Source organism: Arthrobacter sp. Y3223151 (genome assembly GCF_059091125.1).
The window spans coordinates 250742-269808 of sequence record NZ_JBNHGI010000004.1; the positions used below are offsets into that span (position 1 = coordinate 250742).

Sequence of the window (19067 nt, forward strand, 5' to 3'; positions counted from 1 at the left end):
TGTTGCTGGGACGATGCCCGCACCCCCGGGCGGGACCGCAAGGTTCGGAGGAACGATGGCAGGCAGCCCCGACGTGGCAACCACGGATCACAACCGCCGGATCGCCCTGCCCGGGATCGTCCTCGGGGTGGGGCTGGGCGGCTTCGTGGATGGGATCCTGCTGCACCAGATCCTGCAGTGGCACCATATGCTCACGAGCGCGGACACCGCGAACATCGACGTCGGTTCGTACCCGGCGAACACCGTCCACGGCCTGCAGATGAACACGCTGTGGGACGGCCTGTTCCATACGGCGACCTGGCTGGCCGTGCTGATCGGGCTGGGGCTGTTGTACTCGCGGGTGACGTCCTCGCGCGGGCGGGTCTGGGCATCCCGGACCCTCTGGGGCTGGATGCTCCTCGGCTGGGGACTCTTCAATCTCGTGGAGGGGATCATCGACCACCACCTCCTCGCCATTCATCACGTCATCGGCGGCGAGTACCAGATGCTGGCCGACATCCTCTTTCTGCTGTTCGGGGCACTGCTGGTGATCGGCGGCTGGCTGCTGCAACGGTCCGGGCGGGTGGTAGACCTGAGGGCCTCGGGAAAGGATCCGGCGTGATCGGCGCCCACTCTGCCCTCAACCACCAGCCAGCCGCGTTCGACGGCGTGCTGCCGCCGGCGCTCGTGGCGGCGGCGGCAGTCGCCTACCTGGCGTTGGCGTGGTTGCGGAGCCGCGAGGACCGCGGCTGGAGCCGCTGGCGGACCGCTTCGTTCCTGGCAGGCTCGCTGTTGCTGGCGCTGGGCCTCGCGCCGCAGCTGATACCGCTGCCGCCGGGCGGGGTGCCGGCCCACATGGTCCAGCACCTGCTGATTGGCATGTATGCGCCGATCGGGCTGGTCCTCGGTGCGCCCGTGACCCTGCTGCTGAGGTCGGTGCCGCGCCGTCGCGGCAAGCTGATCGGCAGGGTGCTGCGCTCACGGCCGGCCCACCTGGTGACCAACCCGGTGACTGCGCTGATCCTCACCCTCGGCGGGCTGGCGGGCCTGTACTTCACGCCGCTCTACTCACTGGCGGCGGACACCCCGCTGCTGCACCACGCCATCCACCTGCATTTCCTGGCCGCCGGCTGCCTCTTCGCCTGGGTGGTCGCCGGGCCGGACCCGGCGCCGCGCAGGCCCTCCGTGCCGGCGAGGCTGGTGGTGCTGGGCGTCGCGATCGCCGGCCATGCGGTCCTGTCCCAGCTGCTCTACGCGGGGCTGTTCGTCCAGGTCCCCGCGCCGGCGGCCGAGCTGAGGCTTGCCGGCGACCTGATGTACTACGGCGGGGACGTCGCCGAGCTGTTGCTGGCCTTCGCGCTGGTGTCGACGTGGCGGCCCCGGCGCGTGCCGCAGCCACGCCGGCCGGCTCCCCGCCACGACACTGAACCGCGTCCCAAAGAACCGGCCGCACCAAGCTCCCGCGGAAACGGAACCCGCTCTCCCGAGGCGGGCACCGGCGTCGTGATGTGAGTCTTTGAGATACGCAAAAGCCCGCCGCCCCGGAAGGGGACGGCGGGCCTCACGCGTGAAGGCGAAGAACTACTTCTTCTCTTCGGCAGCTTCCTCAGCGGACTCCGCCGACGGAGCGGACTCCGCTGACTCGGGAGAGTCAGCGGAATCGCCGGACTGCGCCGACTCGGGCGAGTCAGCGGACTCGGCCGAAGCGGTCTCTTCCTCGACCGGAGCCGGGGCAGCCTTGGCCGTGGCCTTCTCGGCCTCGTTCACGACGGCCTGCTTCGGGGACACCGGCTCCATCACCAGTTCGATGACGGCCATGGGGGCGTTGTCGCCCTTGCGGTTGCCGATCTTGGTGATGCGGGTGTAGCCGCCGTCGCGGTTGGTCATCACCGGCGCGATGTCGGTGAACAGCTCGTGCACGATGCCCTTGTTGCTGATCACTGCCAGCACGCGGCGGCGCGAGGCCAGGTCGCCGCGCTTGGCGAAGGTGATTAGGCGCTCGGCGAACGGGCGCAGGCGCTTGGCCTTGGTGACCGTGGTGGTGATCCGCTTGTGCTCGAAGAGCGCGGCGGACAGGTTGGCGAGCATCAGGCGCTCGTGGGCAGGACCGCCTCCGAGGCGCGGACCCTTAGCGGGGGTAGGCATTATGTTTTCTCCTCAATGGTGCCGCTGTGCGCTCCCGAGCGCCGTGGCGGCAGAATTCTTGCGTTTTAGAGTTCGTCCTCGAAGGTTTCGTCCTCGTCGATGGCTGCGGCGCGGGCAGCCAGATCGAACCCAGGAGGCGAATCCTTCAGCGACAGACCCAGTTCCACCAGCTTTGCCTTGACCTCGTCGATGGACTTGGCACCAAAGTTGCGGATGTCCATCAGGTCGGCCTCGGAGCGGGCAACGAGTTCACCCACGGTGTGGATGCCCTCACGCTTAAGGCAGTTGTAGGAACGGACGGTCAGTTCCAGGTCCTCGATCGGCAGGGCCATGTCGGCAGCCAGGGCGGCGTCCGTGGGGCTCGGGCCGATCTCGATGCCTTCGGCGGCGGTGTTCAACTCGCGGGCCAGGCCGAACAGTTCAACCAGGGTGGTTCCGGCAGAGGCGACGGCGTCGCGCGGTGCAATGGAGGCCTTGGTTTCGACGTCGACAATCAGGCGGTCGAAGTCGGTGCGCTGCTCAACACGGGTTGCCTCAACCTTGAAGGTCACCTTCAGCACCGGCGAGTAGATGGAGTCGACCGGGATGCGGCCGATCTCCTGGTCGCCGGACTTGTTCTGGGCTGCCGACACGTAGCCACGGCCGCGTTCGATGGTCAGTTCGAGTTCGAACTTGCCCTTCTCGTTCAGCGTGGCGATGTGCAGGTCCGGGTTGTGGAATTCCACGCCGGCCGGCGGCGCGATGTCCGCGGCGGTGACGACGCCGGGTCCCTGCTTGCGCAGGTAGGCAACCACGGGCTCGTCGTGCTCGGAGGAGACAGCCAGGTTCTTGATGTTCAGGATGATCTCGGTGACATCTTCCTTCACACCCGGCACGGTGGTGAACTCATGCAGCACGCCGTCGATGCGGATGCTGGTGACGGCAGCCCCCGGAATCGAGGACAGCAGCGTGCGGCGGAGGGAGTTTCCGAGGGTGTAGCCAAAGCCCGGCTCCAGCGGTTCGATGACGAACCGGGAGCGGTTATCGGCCACTACTTCTTCAGTAAGGGTGGGGCGCTGTGCAATGAGCACTTAGATTTCCTTTCAGCGAGCATCCGCTATATGACGCAGCACGAATTGGTGGAAAAGGGCGGCTGGTCAGCCTCCAGCGTGGAACTTTCGGCCGCCGACAGACTCTCCCGCAAAAGTGGGAGGAATCTGTGCGGCGGCCAAAAGTATCCTTGGGCTGTTTAGACGCGGCGGCGCTTCGGCGGACGGCAACCGTTGTGCGCGCTGGGGGTGACGTCCTGAATGGAGCCAACCTCGAGGCCAGCGGCCTGCAGCGAACGGATTGCGGTCTCGCGTCCCGACCCCGGGCCCTTCACGAAGACGTCGACCTTCTTCAGGCCGTGCTCCTGGGCACGCTTGGCGGCCGATTCGGCAGCCATCTGCGCGGCGAACGGGGTGGACTTGCGGGAGCCCTTGAAGCCAACCTCGCCGGCCGAGGCCCACGAGATGACGGCACCGGTCGGGTCCGTGATGGACACGATGGTGTTGTTGAAGGTGCTCTTGATGTGCGCCTGGCCCAGCGCGATGTTCTTCTTGTCCTTGCGACGCGGCTTGCGTACCGCTCCACGAGTCTTGGGGGGCATTGCTTCTCCTACAAAGTTGGTTGGTAGCTATCTGACCGGCTGGGAATCAGCGGGTCTTCTTCTTACCGGCGACGGTGCGCTTCGGGCCCTTGCGGGTGCGAGCGTTGGTCTTGGTGCGCTGTCCGCGGACGGGCAGGCCACGGCGGTGGCGGATGCCTTCGTAGCTGCCGATCTCAACCTTGCGGCGGATGTCGGCTGCAACTTCGCGGCGGAGGTCGCCTTCTACCTTGTAGTTGCCCTCGATGAAGTCACGCAGCTGCACGAGCTCAGCGTCGGTGAGGTCCTTGACACGGGTTTCCGGGCTGATGCCGGTCTCCGCGATAACCTGCTCTGCACGGGTCTTACCCACGCCGTAGATGTAAGTCAGGGCGATAATTACCCGCTTTTCGCGGGGAATATCTACGCCAGCGAGACGAGCCATAGTGGCGGTTCTCCTTGTTGTATCCGGAGGTCTGAAGCAGCGCGGCCCCGTTGTTCGGGTCCCCGGCCTCCGTGCCGGGGGTGTGCAGGTTGCCCTGCTGCGCTGCCTTTATCTTTGAGTTACTACGCGTGGGCGTGCTGCCCCTGCTTGAAGCAGGAGTCTTAGCCCTGGCGCTGCTTGTGGCGCGGGTTCTCGCAGATCACAATGACGTTGCCCTTGCGACGAATCACCTGGCACTTGTCACAAATCCGCTTGACGCTCGGCTGGACCTTCATGGTTTTCCTTTGCGTTGTTAGCTGATGCTGCCTTGTAACTACTTACGGTTCTCCGCAGTTGCCTGCGGCATAAGCCTTTACTTGTAGCGGTAGACGATACGGCCCCGTGAGAGGTCGTACGGGCTGAGTTCCACCACAACGCGGTCCTCGGGGAGGATCCTGATGTAGTGCTGACGCATCTTTCCCGAGATATGAGCCAGCACAACGTGCCCGTTGGTCAGCTCAACGCGGAACATCGCATTGGGCAGAGCCTCCTGCACAGTGCCTTCAATCTCAATGACACCGTCTTTCTTAGCCATATCCTCCGCTAACGTCAGTAACCATCGCCGGAGCGGTGGCTAGTTTTAGGGTTTCGCTTGCCGCTACACTCCCACTGAGCCGTACGTTCCGGCAGGCTTTCGCGGGCGCCATGCACCCGAAGATGGGCATGGAAGTAGAGACAACCAACAGACAACTGTACTCCGGAAGCCGAATAAAGTTAAATCCGGGTAACGCCTGGGACCTGCGCGCGGCAGACTTCAGCCGAGGTGCGGATACTTCTCCAGGACGACGCCGGCCGCCTCCACCCGTTCGGCACTCACCACGGCGTCCCAAATGGCCGCGGTGACCGCTTCTGCGGCCAACACGTGCAGTTCCGCCCGGGGGTCGACGGGCCCGTCCTGCACGAGCTGCTGCGCCCCGGTGGCCAGGGCGAAGATCACATCCCCATCCATCAGGGTGTGCGACGGGCTAACGGCCCGGGCCAGGCCGGCGTGCGCGGCGCAGGCCGTCCGCTTCGCCTGTGCCGGATCCAACACTGCGTTGGTGGCGACCACGCACAGGGTTGTGTTCAGCGGGGACGCCGGCCGCTGCCCGGGTCGTTTCGGTTCCCCGGCCCGCCGGCCCGGGCCCCCGGTTGCTGCCGACACCCCGCCAAGGCGGCCGGCACCGGTGTCAGTGCCCGCCGCACTGCCGCCGCGCCCTGGGAGCGCCCCCGTGAACGGCGCGCCGGCGGCATTGGCCACCGCGAGCGCGCCGACCACGATGCCCTCGTTAGCGCCGCCCATGCGCAGCGAGGCGGTCCCCACTCCCCCCTTGTACTGCTGGAAGCCCATCGCCGCCCCAGTACCGGCGCCCGCATTGCCCCGCTGCACCGCACCAAAGTCCTCCATGGCACCCGCGGAGGCAGCGGCGTCGTACCCCATCTGCTCATCCGGCCGCGCCTTGATGTCCCCGCCCCGGCCAAGATCATAGATGGCTGCCGCCGGAACGATCGGCACCACTGCATTCTGGGTGCGGAAACCGAGCCCCTGCTCCTCCAGCCAGCGCTGCGCCCCGTGCGCGGCCACCAGCCCGAAGGCGCTGCCCCCGGCGAGCACCACGGCATCTACCGTGGGCACCAGCGTGGTGGGATCGAGCGCATCGGTCTCGTGCGTGGCCGGCCCGCCCCCGCGAACGTCCACGGCGCCAACCGTCCCGGCCGGTGGCAGCACCACCGTGACGCCGGTGAGCCAGCCGTCGCCGATCTTCTGGACCTGACCCACGCGGATGCCGGGCACATCGGTAATGGAAGAAGCCATGGCCTCATCCTCGCCCGGAGGATGAGGATGAGCAAGGATGAGGTGCATCGGTTAAGCACGCTCCTCACGTCTCCCCTGCCCACCGGTCCACTGCGGGTTCCGAAACTGTCGTACCCGGCTAATAGCCTGTTCTTAGTAGTTCAGCAGCATCGTTGGCCATCGGGGCGGGGGGTCCCGGCGGCGTCTGCGGACCTTGTTCCACGACCTCTCGTAGTCGCTGCCGTGCCGCGGGCACGCCGAAGATTGAGACGCCGATATGTTTGATCCGGCAGGACCCGAGCCACCAGAAGCAGTCACGGCACCCGAAGCAGCCGAGGCAGCGCAGGGAACGCGGCCTGCGATCGCGGGGACCGGTGTGCCGGTCCGGACGCCCGGGATCGACGCCTTCGCCGGCGCCCTGGCCCGGGTCGACCTGCTCGGTTCCGAACAGGACCTGGTGGACCGGATCACCGCGCTGGAAAACGCCAAGGACGCGGCCGCCGCCGCCCAGGCCAAGTTGCAGGTAGCCCTGGATAAGGCCACGCGGGCCCGGCGCGCCGCCGCCGGGGCCCCGAAGAACCGGCAGGGCCAGGGCATCGCGAAGCAGATCGGGCTGGCGCGGCGGGAATCCCCGCACCGCGCCGCGCTCATGCTCGGCGTCGCGAAGATCCTGGTCGCCGAAATGCCGCACACCCTGAACGCCTTGGCCACCGGGCACCTGAACGAGTGGCGCGCAGCGACCCTGGTCCGCGAAACCGCGTGCCTGACCAAGGAAGACCGGGCCGCGGTGGACCAGGAGCTGGCCGGCAACCCGGCCCGCCTGCACGGGCTGGGCAACCGGCAACTCGAAGCCGAAGCCAAACGGATCGCCTACCGTCTGGACCCCCGCGCCGTGGTGAACCGCGCCGCGAAAGCCGAAGCCGACCGGCACGTCTCCGCCCGCCCCCAACCCGACACCATGGTGGCCGTCCGGACACTGCTGCCCGTCGTGCAGGGCGTGGCCCTGATGGCCGCGCTGCGCCGCGAAGCCGACCGATTGCGCAACAACGGCGACGCCAGGACTCGCGGCCAGGCCATGGCCGACACCATGTTCGAACGCGTCACCGGTGCCTCCACCGCCGACCCGGCCCGCACCGAAATCCAGCTCGTCATGACGGACCGCGCCCTGCTCCAAGGCGACAGCGAACCGGCCTGGCTCACCGGCTACGGCGTGGTCCCGGCTCAATACGCCCGGGACCTCATCCGCCTCCCGCAAAACCCGCCCATACCAACCGGCAACGCCAGGGCCGGCATCGGCCACGCAGCGGGCTTGGCCGGCAAGAGGACACCCGACCACAGAGCGCCGGCAGGAACGCTGACCGACCAGGAGCCGCCGGGCGAAGCGCCCCGTCAGAATGCGCCGCCGGCAGGCACCGAACCTGGTTGGAAGACCGCACGGCAGAACACCCGGCGCAGCAAAGAGCTGAAACCCGGCGGCGTGGCGGACGTCTGGATCCGCCGCATCTACACCGCACCGGGCACCGGACAATTGCTCGGCATGGACTCGAAAGCACGCAGGTTCCCGGCCGGACTACGCCGGATGGTCATCGCCCGCGACCAGGTCTGCTCCGGCCCCTGGTGCGACGCCCCGATCCGGCACATCGACCACATCGTCGCCTGGTCCGACGGCGGGAAAACCACCATCACCAACGGACAGGGCCTGTGCGAACGCTGTAACCAGGACAAAGAAGCCGAAAGCTGGTCCAACCGGACAGTCGGCGGGCGGCCCCTGCACCAAGTCGAAACCACGACCCCCACCGGGCACACCTACCCAACACCGCGCCGCCGCCGCCGGGCACCCCTCCGCCGGGAACGAAAGCGGCCTAGCGGCCGGCCCGTTGGCGCTCGTCGCCGCTCGGTGCAGCCCTCAGACTCATCCCAAGTCCGGCGTTTAGCAGCTAGCCGGCACCGATGGCCACCAGGCTCTGCTGCCCGACGTCGAGGCAGGCCCCGAGGAGCAGGACCACCACATAGGCGCTGACCGGGACCAGCAGTGCCCATTCGCGTGCCGAACCGGCATTGCCCAGGAGCGGCAGGGCGAAGTAGCCGTTCCGCCGCCAGATAGCGTTGAGGAGCGGGATCCTGCGCCACACCTTCGGGGGTTTGATCCGCAGCGGCCACAGCAGGTTCACTCCCCCGGTGGTCAGCATGTCGCCGAGCACATGCATGACGACGCCTATGCCCATGGCCAACGGGAACCAGTTGTGTTGTTCCGGGGCGTACAGGGCGATGAAGGCCGCCACCGACAAACCGACGACCCACGGAATTTTCTGCAGCCCGTCGGGCAGGAACTTCAGGGCCTTGGCGGCAAAGGCCACCAGCAACACGCACAGGAGACCGGCGCCCGGGTAGACCGTGCCGAACAGCTCGGTCTCGGCCGTCCAGAGCCCGGCGACCCACGCGATCGCCACGAACGCCGCCAAGCCGATCAGCGAGTGGGTGCCCCTGCGGTGCCCGCCGGCCACAGCGCCAATGCCCGCGCAGACCGCATTGGAGAGCGGCGGCAGCGAGCGGGCGATGGTGGCGTGGCGGTGGTCGGCATCCGGAACGAGTGCCGCGCCGGCGGTCACCATGGCACCGGTGATCAGGCCGAGCGGCCCCACGTCCAGCAGCCCCCAGCCGAGGGTGAGGCTCTGCCCGCCCCAGCCCATCGGCGTCGTCAGGGCATCCAGCGGCACATGGACCTGGCTGGTGACCGCGATCCAAGCGGCGGCGCCGGAGAGGGCGTGGTGGGCTCCCATCATGATGGGCAAGGTCCTTTCGGGAGGGCGGCGTCCGCGCGCAGCCAGTCGGCTGGCCGCGGCGAGCCGGGATCAGGGTGCGGAGCCAGTCGGCTGGCCGCGGCGGGGGCCGGGTCGGAGTGCGGGCGCCGGTGCGCAGCCAGTCGGCTGGCCGCGGCGAGCCGGGATCAGACCTGCGGGCTGCGGATTAACCTCGAAAGGCCGGGCCGGCTGGACGATGGATCCAGCGGGTCCGGCCTTTCGATGACGTCAGGCCTAGGAAGTGGCAGCGGGCGGTTAGTCCAGCGGCACCGGGGTAACCCCCAGCGGAGCCAGCCTCGCCGCTCCCCCGTCTTCGGCCGTCAAAACCCAGATGCCGCCGTCGTGCACTGCCACGGTGTGCTCCCACTGGCAGGACCGGGAGCCGTCCGTGGTCACCACGGTCCAGTCGTCGTCCAGCACCTTGGTCTCGATGTCCCCGCGCACCAGCATGGGTTCGATGGCCAGGCAGAGCCCGGGACGGATCTTCGGGCCGCGGTGATTCGTCCGGTAGTTCAGCACATCCGGGGCCTGGTGCATGGCGGTGCCGATGCCGTGGCCCACGTAGTCCTCAAGGATGCCCAACGGCTTGCCCGGCACGGAGGAAACGTAATCGTCGATGGCGTTGCCGATGTCGCCCACGCGGTGGCCGGTGGCAAGGGCGGCAATGCCGTGCCACATGGCCTCCTCCGTGACGTCGGACAGCCGCTGGTCTTCCGGATCGGCGGTGCCCACGATCACCCCGCGGGCGGAGTCACCGTGCCAGCCGTCGATGCTGCAGCCCCCGTCGATCGAGATGATGTCCCCGTCGCCGAGCACCTTGCCGCCCGGGATTCCGTGGACCACTTCCTCGTTCACGGACACGCAGACCGTTGCGGGGAAGCCGTGGTAGCCCTTGAAATTGCTCTTGGCCCCGGCCTCGTCCAGCACCGCTTCGAAGGCCGCGTCCACATCCGCCGTAGTCGCGCCGGGGACGGCGGCGGCAACCGCAGCGTCCAGGGCGCGGCTGACCACCAGGCCGGCGGTCCGCATTTTCCGGATCTGGTCCTTGGTCTTGTATTCGATGCTGGGCTGGCCGAAGGCCATGGGCTGCCTCTTCTAACTGTCTGGCGGGTGTCAGGCCGTGACGGACTTGAGCGCGGACATGATGCGCTCGGTGACCTCGTCGATGTCGCCGATGCCGTCAACGGTCGCAACGATCCCGCGGTCGGCGTAACGACTCACCACGGCCTCCGTCTGCTCGTGGTACAGGGCCAGCCGGCGCCGGATCACCGTCTCGTTGTCATCGCTGCGGCCTTCCTGCGCGGCGCGGCCGAGAAGGCGCTTGACCAGCTCCTCGTCGTCGGCGGTCAGCTGCAGCACGATGTCCAGCTGCGAGCCGGCCTCGGCCAGGATGCTGTCCAACTCGTCGACCTGGCCGCTGGTGCGGGGGTAGCCGTCCAGCAGGAAGCCGTCGGCGGCGTCGGGCTGCTTCAACCGGTCGCGCACCATGTTGTTGGTGACGCTGTCCGGCACGAACTCGCCCTTATCGATGTACTTCTTGGCCTCGACGCCGAGCGGCGTCTCTTCCTTCACGTTGGCGCGGAAGATGTCTCCGGTGGAGATCGCGACGATGCCCAGCCGATCGGAGATGCGGGAGGCCTGGGTGCCTTTGCCCGATCCGGGCGGGCCGATAATGAGCATTTGTGTCATCGCAGAAGTCCTTCGTAGTGACGTTGCTGTAGTTGAGCGTTGATTTGTTTGACGGTCTCCAAACCCACACCAACCATGATGAGGATGGAGACGCCGCCGAACGGGAAGTTCTGGTTGGCGTTGATCAGTACCAGGGCGATCAGCGGGATGAGCGAGACGATGCCCAGATAGAGCGCGCCGGGCAGCGTGATCCTGGCCAGCACGTACTGCAGGTACTCCGCCGTGGGGCGGCCGGCCCGGATGCCCGGGATGAAACCGCCGTACTTCTTCATGTTCTCCGCGACTTCCTCGGGGTTGAACGTGATGGCCACGTAGAAGTAGGTGAAGAAGACGATCAGCGCGAAGTAGACCGCCATGTAGAACGGCGAGTCCCCGCTGACCAGGTAGGTGTTGATCCAGTTGACCCACTCCGGCGGCGCGGTGGTGCCGTCGGCCGGCGTGTTGAACTGGGCGATCAGCGACGGCAGGTACAGCATCGACGACGCGAAGATTACCGGGATGACACCGGCCATGTTCACCTTGATCGGGATGTACGTGCTGGTGCCGCCGACGGTGCGGCGTCCCACCATGCGCTTGGCGTACTGCACGGGGATGCGTCGCTGCGACTGTTCCACGAAGACCACCGCGGCGACGGTCAGCAGGCCGACGATCAGCACGCCCAGGAAAACGTTCACGCCCTGGGTGTTCCAGATCTCGCCCAGCGAGCTCGGGAAACCGGCGGCAATCGAGATGAAGATCAGCAGGGACATGCCGTTGCCGACGCCCTTCTCGGTGATCAGTTCGCCCATCCACATGATCAGGCCGGTGCCTGCGGTCAGGGTCAGGATGATCAGCGAGATCGTGACCAGGTTGTCCTCGGGAATGATCGGGACCGGGCAGTCCCCCAGGAGTGCGCCGGTCCGCGCCAGCGACACCAGTGTCGTGGCGTTGAGCAGGCCCAGCGCGATGGTCAGGTACCGGGTGTATTGCGTGAGCTTGGACTGGCCCTGCGGGCCTTCCTGGTGCAGCTCCTGGAACCGGGGAATGACGACGCGCAGCAGCTGCACGATGATGCTGGCGGTGATGTACGGCATGATGCCGAGGGCGAAGATGGACACCTGCAGCAGCGCACCGCCGCTGAAGAGGTTGACGAACTGGTACAGCCCGCCGCTGGTGTTGCCCAGCGCCAGACACTGCTGCACGTTGCCGTAGTCCACGCCGGGGGCCGGAATGAAGACGCCCATGCGGTAGACCGTCATGATGCCGAGCGTGAACAGCAACTTGCGCCGCAGGTCCGGCGTCCGGAATGCCCGGCCAATTGCGCTAAGCAAGCGTCCTCCCAAGAAGTTTCTGATGCCGCTGCGCGGCAAGTCACAAGATCCGAGTCTATCGGCTCGGCCCGTTCGCATTAAACGGGTTAAGAATACGTGGTGTGCCTTAAAGCGGCTGAACTCGTGGCGGCCGGCGTAAACCGGCCACCACGAGTTCAGTCAGAGGCTGCTAAAAGACCCCACCAGTCACGGGCTGCTAGAGCGCCGTCACGGTGCCGCCGGCGGCGGCGATCTTTTCAGCGGCACTGGCGGAGAAGGCGTCAACCTTCACATCGACCTTGACGGTGATGTCGCCGGTGCCCAGGACCTTCACGGGCTGGTTCTTGCGAACCGCACCCTTGGCCACCAGGGCGTCCACGGTCACTTCGCCGCCCTCGGGGAACAGCTCATTGAGCTTGTCCAGGTTTACGACCTGGAATTCCACCTTGAACGGGTTCTTGAAGCCGCGCAGCTTCGGCAGGCGCATGTGCAGCGGCAGCTGGCCGCCGGCAAAGCCAGCCTTGACCTGGTAACGGGCCTTCGTACCCTTGGTACCGCGACCGGCGGTCTTGCCCTTGGAGCCTTCACCACGACCGACACGGGTCTTGGCGGTTTTGGCACCGGGGGCAGGACGCAGGTGGTGGACCTTCAGAGTTTTGTTCTCTTCTGCCATCTTTACTTCGCCTCCTCAACCTTCACCAGGTGAGAAACAGTGTTGACCATGCCGACGGTCACTGCATCGGCGCTGCGGACAACGGTGTGTCCGATGCGCTTCAGGCCCAGTGAACGCAGCGTGTCGCGCTGGTTCTGCTTGCCGCCAATGACGGACTTGATCTGCGTGATTTCCAACTGCGCATCCGACGGAGTCAGATTCTTGGGTGTGGTCATTACGCACCTGCCTTCTGCATGTTGCGCAGCAGGATAGCCGGAGCAACCTCGTCCAGGGGCAGGCCACGGCGGGCAGCCACGGAGCGGGGCTCCTCCAGGCGACGCAGCGCATCGACTGTAGCGTGCACAATGTTGATCGCGTTGGCCGAGCCGAGCGACTTGGAGAGCACGTCGTGGATACCGGCGCACTCGAGTACGGCGCGGACCGGACCACCGGCGATCACACCGGTACCGGCAGCAGCCGGACGCAGCATGACAACGCCTGCAGCGGCTTCGCCCTGCACCTGGTGCGGGACGGTGCCGGCGATGATCGGCACGCGGAAGAAGGACTTCTTGGCCTCTTCCACGCCCTTGGCGATCGCCGCCGGAACTTCCTTGGCCTTGCCGTAGCCCACGCCGACCATGCCGTTGCCGTCGCCGACAACTACCAGGGCCGTGAAGCTAAAGCGGCGGCCGCCCTTGACGACCTTGGACACGCGGTTGATGGTGACGACGCGCTCGAGGAACTTGTCCTTCTCGGCGTCGCGGGCGTTGTCGCGGCCACGGCCACGGCCGCCACGGTCGTTGCCACCACGGTCGCTGCCACCGCGTTCGCCACGACGGCCGCCGCGGCGGTCCTCCTGGCCGGAAGCAGCGGTGGTTTCAGCGGATCCCGCGGCAGCGGTCTCAGTTGCTTCAGTCACCTGAGTTTCCTTTTCGTTGTTCTCAGCGGTCACAGTGCCAGCCCACCTTCACGTGCGCCGTCGGCAACAGCTGCGATACGGCCGTGGTACCGGTTGCCGCCGCGGTCGAAGACCACGGCCTCAACACCGGCAGCCTTGGCACGCTCGGCAACGAGCTCACCGACGCGCTTTGCCTTGGCGGACTTGTCGCCGTCGAGCACCCGCAGGTCGGCTTCCATGGTGGAAGCCGAAGCCACGGTGATGCCCTTGCTGTCATCGACAACCTGGACAAAGATGTGGCGTGCGGAGCGGTTGACCACCAGGCGCGGACGGACCGCGGTACCGGTGATGCGCTTGCGGACGCGCAGGTGGCGGCGGCCGCGTGCTGCGGACTTGGACTTCGAGGTCCGCTTCTTATTAATGCTGATCGCCATGGTTTACTTACCAGCCTTTCCGACCTTGCGGCGGATTTGCTCGCCGGCGTAGCGAACGCCCTTGCCCTTGTAGGGGTCGGGCTTGCGCAGCTTGCGGATGTTGGCAGCAACTTCGCCGACCTGCTGCTTGTTGATACCGGAGACGGAGAGCTTGGTGGCGCCCTCCACGGCGAAGGTGATTCCCTCGGGTGCGTTGACGATCACCGGGTGGCTGAAGCCCAGGGCGAACTCGAGGTCCGAGCCCTTGGCCTGCACACGGTAACCGGTGCCGACGATCTCGAGGTCCTTCTTGTAGCCTTCGGTGACGCCGACGATCATGTTGTTGATCAGCGTGCGGGTCAGGCCGTGCAGGGACCGCGATTCGCGCTCGTCGTTCGGGCGGGAGACGGTGATGGTGTTCTCGTCCAGAGAAGCCGTGATCGGCGAAGCCAGAGTGTGGCTCAGCTCGCCCTTGGCGCCCTTGACGGAGACGACGTTGCCGTCGACCTTGACCTCAACGCCTGCGGGAACGGTGATGGGGAGACGTCCAATACGTGACATTTAATCTCTTCCTTTCCGTTACCAGACGTAAGCGAGGACTTCGCCGCCCACGCCCTTCTTGCCGGCCTGACGATCAGTCATCAGCCCGGAAGAGGTGGACAGGATTGCGATGCCCAGGCCACCGAGTACGTGCGGCAGGTTGGTGGACTTCGCGTAAACGCGCAGACCGGGCTTGGAGATGCGGCGGATGCCGGCGATGGAACGCTCGCGGTTCGGACCGAACTTGAGTTCCAGGGTCAGCTTCTTGCCAACCTCGGCCTCTTCTTCCTTCCAGCCGGCGATGTAGCCTTCGGCCTTCAGGATGTCGGCGACGCGAGCCTTGAGCTTGCTGTACGGCATCGACACTGAGTCGTGGTATGCCGAGTTGGCGTTGCGCAGACGCGTGAGCATGTCTGCGACAGGATCTGTCATAGTCATTGTGGGCTCTTGCCCTTCCTCGTAACGGTTTCCTCGCTCCGGTCAGCGCTGGGCGCCGGGGCGGGACCTTTCACGTAGCTAATTAATCTTCGGTCTTGAACGGGAAGCCCAGCGCCTTCAGCAGCGCGCGGCCCTCGTCATCGGTCTTTGCAGTGGTTACTACGGTGATATCCATACCGCGCACGCGGTCGATCTTGTCCTGATCGATCTCGTGGAACATGGACTGTTCGGTCAGACCGAAGGTGTAGTTGCCGTTGCCGTCGAACTGCTTGCCGTTGAGGCCGCGGAAGTCGCGGATACGGGGCAGTGCCAGGGTGACCAGGCGGTCCACGAATTCCCACATGCGGTCGCCGCGCAGCGTCGCGTGGGCGCCGATCGGCATGCCTTCGCGCAGCTTGAACTGGGCGATGGACTTGCGGGCCTTGGTGATCTGCGGCTTCTGACCGGTGATCTGGGTCAGGTCGCGCACGGCGCCGTCGATGAGCTTGGAGTCCTTGGCGGCATCTCCAACACCCATGTTGACTACGACCTTGACCAGGCGGGGAACCTGGTTCACGTTCTCGTACTTGAACTCGTCCCGCAGAGCCTGCTTGATCTCGCCGGCGTAGCGAGTCTTCAGGCGGGGGACGATCTTGGTGACAGTCTCAGTCATTAGAGGTCCTTCCCGGAGGCCTTGGACACGCGGATGCGCACAGTGCGCTCACGGCCATCACGCTCGACGGTTTCGGTGCGGTAGCCAACGCGGGTCGGCTTCTTGGTCTCGGGATCGACGATCGCCACGTTCGAGATGTGGATCGGGGCCTCAACGGTCTCGATGCCACCGGTCTTCGTGCCGCGTTCCGACTGCCCGGCCTTGGTGTGCTTGGTGACGCGGTTAACGCCTTCGACCAGCACCCGGTTGGACTCCGTGAACACCTTCAGGACCTTGCCCTGCTTGCCGCGGTCGCCGCCGCGCTCAGCCTTGGCACCGGTGATGACCTGAACCAGGTCACCCTTCTTGATCTTGTACTTAGCCATGGACTACAGCACCTCCGGAGCCAACGAGATGATCTTCATGAACTTCTTGTCGCGAAGCTCACGGCCGACCGGGCCGAAGATACGGGTACCGCGGGGGTCGCCGTCGTTCTTGAGGATCACGGCTGCGTTCTCATCGAACTTGATGTAGGAACCGTCCGCACGGCGGCGTTCCTTCTTGGTGCGAACGATGACAGCCTTGACGATGTCACCCTTCTTGACGTTGCCGCCGGGAATTGCATCCTTGACGGTGGCAACAATGGTGTCGCCAATGCCTGCGTAGCGACGGCCGGATCCACCGAGAACGCGGATGGTCAAGATTTCCTTGGCACCCGTGTTGTCGGCGACCTTCAGTCGCGACTCCTGCTGAATCACTTATTACTCCTGTCGTCGCGCCGGTTCTCATTGCTGAGCCTTGCGGAACGGATATGGGTAGCCCGCACCGTAACTCCCCCTGGCCGCACGCGTGTGCGGTCCGAAGGCGGTTGCGGGAATTTGCCTATTCTGTCCATGCGGAAGGATGGATGGTCTTTCCAAACGGCACAGGCAAGATTACTAGTTTATGACCAAGACACCCCGGACGTGAAATCACGGCCAGGGGCTTGTGCTTTTCAAAGGGTCCGCGGCCGAAACCACGGTCCCTTCCAAACCCTTCCGGCTGCTCCGGCGGACGGGGATCCATGGTGCCGGAAGGGAAACTTAAAGGGTGCGGGGCCCGCCCGCTCGGCAGGCGGGCCCCGCGCAGGACGTAAGTCCTACTTGGCCTTTTCGATGATCTCGACCAGGCGCCACCGCTTGGTGGCGGACAGCGGCCGGGTCTCGGCGATCAGAACCAGGTCGCCGATGCCGGCGGAGTTCTGCTCGTCGTGGGCCTTGCGCTTCTCGGTCCGGCGGATCACCTTGCCGTACAGCGCGTGCTTCACGCGGTCCTCAACCTCGACCACGATGGTCTTTTCCATCTTGTCCGAGACGACGTAGCCGCGGGCGGTCTTACGGTAACCGCGAGCCTGAGTGGCTTCTTCCACAGTTGCATCCTTGTTCGTGTTTTCGCTCACTTGGCCTCATCCTCCGAAGCGGGGGTTTCGGTCCCGGCGGTTTCGGCTTCGGCCTTGTCAGACTTCTTAGCCTTCTTGGCCTTCTTCTCCTCAACCGGAGCCTCCGCAGAAGCAACGACCTCGGGACGAATGCCCAGCTCGCGCTCACGCAGCACGGTGTAGATGCGCGCGATGTCCCGCTTGACGGCCTTCAGGCGGCCGTGGTTTTCCAGCTGACCGGTGGCGGACTGGAAACGGAGGTTGAACAGCTCCTCCTTGGCCTTGCGCAGCTCCTCTGCGAGACGGTCCTTATCGAAAGTCTCGAGCTGATCGGTTGCCAGTTCCTTTGAACCAACTGCCATTTCTATTCACCACCTTCGCGACGCACAATGCGTGCCTTCAACGGCAGCTTGTGGATCGCCAGGCGCAGGGCCTCGCGAGCTACCTCTTCATTGACACCGGACAGTTCGAACAGAACCCGTCCCGGCTTGACGTTTGCGACCCACCATTCCGGCGAACCCTTACCGGAACCCATGCGGGTTTCGGCCGGCTTCTTGGTCAGCGGGCGGTCCGGATAAATGTTGATCCAAACCTTGCCGCCACGCTTGATGTGGCGGGTCATCGCAATACGGGCCGCTTCGATCTGGCGGTTGGTGACGTATGCCGGCGTCAGAGCCTGGATACCCCACTCGCCGAAGCTGACCTCGGTGCCGCCGGAAGCAGCGCCGGAACGACCCGGGTGGTGCTGCTTACGGAACTTAACTCGACGTGGGATAAGCATTTAAGCTTCTCCTCCTTCTGCCGCCGGCGCTGCTGCCTCAGCGGCAGGTGCCTCGGCCTTGGCTGCGCCCTCGCCTGCGGCGGGAGCGGCAGCACGGTCATTACGACGACGGCGCTCGCCACCGGCAGCGGGGCGGCCCGGACGGTCGCCACGGCCGCGCGAGGACGGAGCGGCAGCCTGCTGGGCCGCCAGTTCCTTCGCGGTCACGTCGCCCTTGTAGATCCAGACCTTGACGCCGATGCGGCCGAACGTGGTCTTGGCCTCGAAGAAGCCGTAGTCGATGTTCGCCCGCAGCGTGTGCAGGGGCACACGACCTTCGCGGTAGAACTCCGAACGGCTCATTTCGGCGCCGCCGAGGCGACCGGAGCACTGGACACGGATGCCCTTGGCGCCGGCGCGGGTGGCGGACTGCATGGCCTTCTTCATGGCGCGGCGGAAGGCCACGCGGGAGGTCAGCTGCTCGGCGATGCCCTGGGCAACCAGCTGCGCTTCGATCTCCGGGTTCTTGACCTCGAGGATGTTCAGCTGCACCTGCTTCCCGGTGAGCTTCTCCAGCTCGCCGCGGATGCGGTCTGCTTCGGCGCCGCGGCGGCCGATCACGATGCCGGGGCGGGCGGTGTGGATATCCACACGCACGCGGTCACGGGTACGCTCGATCTCAACCTTCGCGATGCCCGCGCGGTCCATGCCCGTGGACATCAGCTGGCGGATCTTCACGTCCTCGCGGACAAAGTCCTTGTAGCGCTGGCCGGCCTTGTTGCTGTCAGCGAACCAGTGGGAGACATGGTCGGTGGTGATACCGAGTCGGAATCCGTGCGGGTTTACTTTCTGTCCCACTTACTGGTCCTCCTCTTTCTCCGGGGTAGCGACAACAAGCGTGATGTGGCTGGTCCGCTTCTTGATGCGGTAGGCACGCCCCTGGGCGCGCGGCTGGAACCGCTTCATGGTGGGGCCTTCATCTACGAATGCTTCGCTGATGTACAGGTCGCTCTCGTCAAAGGCGACGCCGTCGCGATCCGCGATAACGCGGGCGTTGGCGACTGCCGACGCGAGTACCTTGCTGACCGGCTCCGAAGCTGCCTGCGGGGCAAACTTCAGAATTGCCAGAGCCTCATTCGCCTGCTTGCCACGAACAAGGTTGACGACGCGCCGGGCCTTCATAGGCGTCACGCGAATATGGCGCGCAATAGCCTTGGCTTCCATTGCTTTCCTTCTCTCGTCTTCTGCCGTCAGAGCAGCGCCTAGCGGCGCTTGCCCTTGCGGTCGTCCTTCACATGGCCGCGGAAGGTCCGCGTCGGGGCGAATTCGCCGAGCTTGTGCCCGACCATCGACTCAGTGACAAACACCGGGATGTGCTTGCGTCCGTCGTGTACGGCGATCGTGTGTCCGAGCATGTCGGGCACGATCATCGAACGGCGGGACCACGTCTTGATGACGTTCTTGGTGCCCTTTTCGTTCTCTGCAGCTACCTTCACGAAGAGGTGCTGATCGACGAAGGGGCCTTTCTTCAGGCTGCGTGGCATGTTCCCA

The 19067-nt window shown here is 65.7% G+C and carries 29 protein-coding genes; 3 read left to right on the forward strand and 26 right to left on the reverse strand.

What is annotated here, in order from left to right:
• Window positions 1–55 precede the first annotated feature (55 nt).
• Together AC5RUP_RS08610 and AC5RUP_RS08615 are read left to right on the forward strand one after the other, a co-directional pair.
• Window positions 56–601 (forward strand): DUF2243 domain-containing protein, encoded by a 546-nt coding sequence (locus AC5RUP_RS08610; protein WP_494155298.1) that lies wholly within the window; start codon window positions 56–58, stop codon window positions 599–601.
• Complete coding sequence (locus AC5RUP_RS08615) at window positions 598–1491, forward strand: cytochrome c oxidase assembly protein (protein WP_494158463.1); 894 nt, start codon at window positions 598–600, stop codon at window positions 1489–1491. The genes AC5RUP_RS08610 and AC5RUP_RS08615 overlap by 4 nt, the downstream gene beginning before the upstream one ends.
• 69 nt (window positions 1492–1560) lie before the next feature.
• On the opposite strand, the gene rplQ is transcribed toward AC5RUP_RS08615, so the two are convergent.
• The 7 genes from rplQ to AC5RUP_RS08650 form a co-directional block, all read right to left on the reverse strand.
• Window positions 1561–2124, reverse strand: coding sequence for a 50S ribosomal protein L17 (gene rplQ / locus AC5RUP_RS08620; protein ID WP_494022499.1), 564 nt, complete (start codon window positions 2122–2124; stop codon window positions 1561–1563).
• Window positions 2125–2189: 65 nt separating this feature from the next.
• Complete coding sequence (locus AC5RUP_RS08625; protein WP_493979200.1) at window positions 2190–3194, reverse strand: DNA-directed RNA polymerase subunit alpha; 1005 nt, start codon at window positions 3192–3194, stop codon at window positions 2190–2192.
• A 158-nt stretch (window positions 3195–3352) separates the two neighbouring features.
• Window positions 3353–3754 (reverse strand): 30S ribosomal protein S11, encoded by a 402-nt coding sequence (gene rpsK / locus AC5RUP_RS08630; protein ID WP_005267760.1) that lies wholly within the window; start codon window positions 3752–3754, stop codon window positions 3353–3355.
• Between the two features lie 46 nt (window positions 3755–3800).
• Window positions 3801–4175, reverse strand: coding sequence for a 30S ribosomal protein S13 (gene rpsM / locus AC5RUP_RS08635; protein WP_493979201.1), 375 nt, complete (start codon window positions 4173–4175; stop codon window positions 3801–3803).
• 161 nt (window positions 4176–4336) lie between these two features.
• Window positions 4337–4450, reverse strand: a complete 114-nt coding sequence (rpmJ, locus tag AC5RUP_RS08640) for a 50S ribosomal protein L36 (protein WP_005267758.1) — start codon at window positions 4448–4450, stop codon at window positions 4337–4339.
• Between the two features lie 77 nt (window positions 4451–4527).
• Entirely contained in the window at window positions 4528–4749 is a 222-nt protein-coding gene (gene infA / locus AC5RUP_RS08645; protein ID WP_005267757.1) for a translation initiation factor IF-1, read from the reverse strand.
• A 219-nt stretch (window positions 4750–4968) separates the two neighbouring features.
• Window positions 4969–6009 (reverse strand): P1 family peptidase, encoded by a 1041-nt coding sequence (locus AC5RUP_RS08650; RefSeq protein WP_494158464.1) that lies wholly within the window; start codon window positions 6007–6009, stop codon window positions 4969–4971.
• A 256-nt stretch (window positions 6010–6265) separates the two neighbouring features.
• On the opposite strand from AC5RUP_RS08650, the gene AC5RUP_RS08655 reads away from it, so the two are divergent.
• A complete protein-coding gene (locus AC5RUP_RS08655) occupies window positions 6266–8008 on the forward strand; it encodes an HNH endonuclease (RefSeq protein ID WP_494153939.1) in 1743 nt (580 codons plus the stop codon).
• On the opposite strand, the gene AC5RUP_RS08660 is transcribed toward AC5RUP_RS08655, so the two are convergent.
• The 19 genes from AC5RUP_RS08660 to rpsS form a co-directional block, all read right to left on the reverse strand.
• Window positions 7926–8771, reverse strand: a complete 846-nt coding sequence (locus AC5RUP_RS08660) for a metal-dependent hydrolase (RefSeq protein WP_494153940.1) — start codon at window positions 8769–8771, stop codon at window positions 7926–7928. The genes AC5RUP_RS08655 and AC5RUP_RS08660 overlap by 83 nt on opposite strands.
• Window positions 8772–9044: 273 nt before the next feature.
• Window positions 9045–9872 (reverse strand): type I methionyl aminopeptidase, encoded by an 828-nt coding sequence (gene map, locus AC5RUP_RS08665; protein WP_494000473.1) that lies wholly within the window; start codon window positions 9870–9872, stop codon window positions 9045–9047.
• A 30-nt stretch (window positions 9873–9902) separates the two neighbouring features.
• Complete coding sequence (locus AC5RUP_RS08670) at window positions 9903–10478, reverse strand: adenylate kinase (protein WP_494022495.1); 576 nt, start codon at window positions 10476–10478, stop codon at window positions 9903–9905.
• A complete protein-coding gene (gene secY / locus AC5RUP_RS08675; protein WP_493979207.1) occupies window positions 10475–11788 on the reverse strand; it encodes a preprotein translocase subunit SecY in 1314 nt (437 codons plus the stop codon). The genes AC5RUP_RS08670 and secY overlap by 4 nt, the downstream gene beginning before the upstream one ends.
• A 196-nt stretch (window positions 11789–11984) precedes the next feature.
• A complete protein-coding gene (rplO, locus tag AC5RUP_RS08680; protein WP_493979208.1) occupies window positions 11985–12440 on the reverse strand; it encodes a 50S ribosomal protein L15 in 456 nt (151 codons plus the stop codon).
• Between the two features lie 2 nt (window positions 12441–12442).
• Entirely contained in the window at window positions 12443–12655 is a 213-nt protein-coding gene (gene rpmD / locus AC5RUP_RS08685) for a 50S ribosomal protein L30 (protein ID WP_127511076.1), read from the reverse strand.
• Entirely contained in the window at window positions 12655–13371 is a 717-nt protein-coding gene (gene rpsE / locus AC5RUP_RS08690) for a 30S ribosomal protein S5 (protein WP_493989347.1), read from the reverse strand. The genes rpmD and rpsE overlap by 1 nt, the downstream gene beginning before the upstream one ends.
• On the reverse strand, window positions 13368–13751 hold the full coding sequence (gene rplR, locus AC5RUP_RS08695; protein WP_494153941.1) for a 50S ribosomal protein L18: 384 nt from the start codon (window positions 13749–13751) through the stop codon (window positions 13368–13370). The genes rpsE and rplR overlap by 4 nt, the downstream gene beginning before the upstream one ends.
• A gap of 3 nt (window positions 13752–13754) precedes the next feature.
• Window positions 13755–14291, reverse strand: coding sequence for a 50S ribosomal protein L6 (gene rplF / locus AC5RUP_RS08700; RefSeq protein WP_494067517.1), 537 nt, complete (start codon window positions 14289–14291; stop codon window positions 13755–13757).
• An 18-nt stretch (window positions 14292–14309) separates the two neighbouring features.
• Window positions 14310–14708, reverse strand: coding sequence for a 30S ribosomal protein S8 (gene rpsH, locus AC5RUP_RS08705; protein WP_136784914.1), 399 nt, complete (start codon window positions 14706–14708; stop codon window positions 14310–14312).
• Window positions 14709–14790: 82 nt separating this feature from the next.
• Window positions 14791–15360, reverse strand: a complete 570-nt coding sequence (gene rplE, locus AC5RUP_RS08710; protein ID WP_493989348.1) for a 50S ribosomal protein L5 — start codon at window positions 15358–15360, stop codon at window positions 14791–14793.
• Window positions 15360–15725, reverse strand: coding sequence for a 50S ribosomal protein L24 (rplX, locus tag AC5RUP_RS08715; RefSeq protein ID WP_493979212.1), 366 nt, complete (start codon window positions 15723–15725; stop codon window positions 15360–15362). Before rplX ends, rplE begins: the two co-directional genes overlap by 1 nt.
• A 3-nt stretch (window positions 15726–15728) precedes the next feature.
• Window positions 15729–16097, reverse strand: coding sequence for a 50S ribosomal protein L14 (gene rplN / locus AC5RUP_RS08720; protein ID WP_127511069.1), 369 nt, complete (start codon window positions 16095–16097; stop codon window positions 15729–15731).
• Window positions 16098–16477: 380 nt separating this feature from the next.
• Complete coding sequence (rpsQ, locus tag AC5RUP_RS08725; RefSeq protein ID WP_493979213.1) at window positions 16478–16777, reverse strand: 30S ribosomal protein S17; 300 nt, start codon at window positions 16775–16777, stop codon at window positions 16478–16480.
• Window positions 16774–17118 (reverse strand): 50S ribosomal protein L29, encoded by a 345-nt coding sequence (rpmC, locus tag AC5RUP_RS08730; RefSeq protein ID WP_493979214.1) that lies wholly within the window; start codon window positions 17116–17118, stop codon window positions 16774–16776. The genes rpsQ and rpmC overlap by 4 nt, the downstream gene beginning before the upstream one ends.
• Before the next feature lie 2 nt (window positions 17119–17120).
• Window positions 17121–17537: a 50S ribosomal protein L16 gene (gene rplP, locus AC5RUP_RS08735; protein ID WP_493979215.1), complete on the reverse strand. Its 417-nt coding sequence runs from the start codon at window positions 17535–17537 to the stop codon at window positions 17121–17123.
• Entirely contained in the window at window positions 17538–18374 is an 837-nt protein-coding gene (rpsC, locus tag AC5RUP_RS08740) for a 30S ribosomal protein S3 (protein WP_493979216.1), read from the reverse strand.
• Window positions 18375–18740, reverse strand: a complete 366-nt coding sequence (gene rplV / locus AC5RUP_RS08745; protein WP_136784918.1) for a 50S ribosomal protein L22 — start codon at window positions 18738–18740, stop codon at window positions 18375–18377.
• Between the two features lie 38 nt (window positions 18741–18778).
• Window positions 18779–19060, reverse strand: coding sequence for a 30S ribosomal protein S19 (gene rpsS, locus AC5RUP_RS08750; RefSeq protein ID WP_074701289.1), 282 nt, complete (start codon window positions 19058–19060; stop codon window positions 18779–18781).
• Window positions 19061–19067 lie beyond the last annotated feature (7 nt).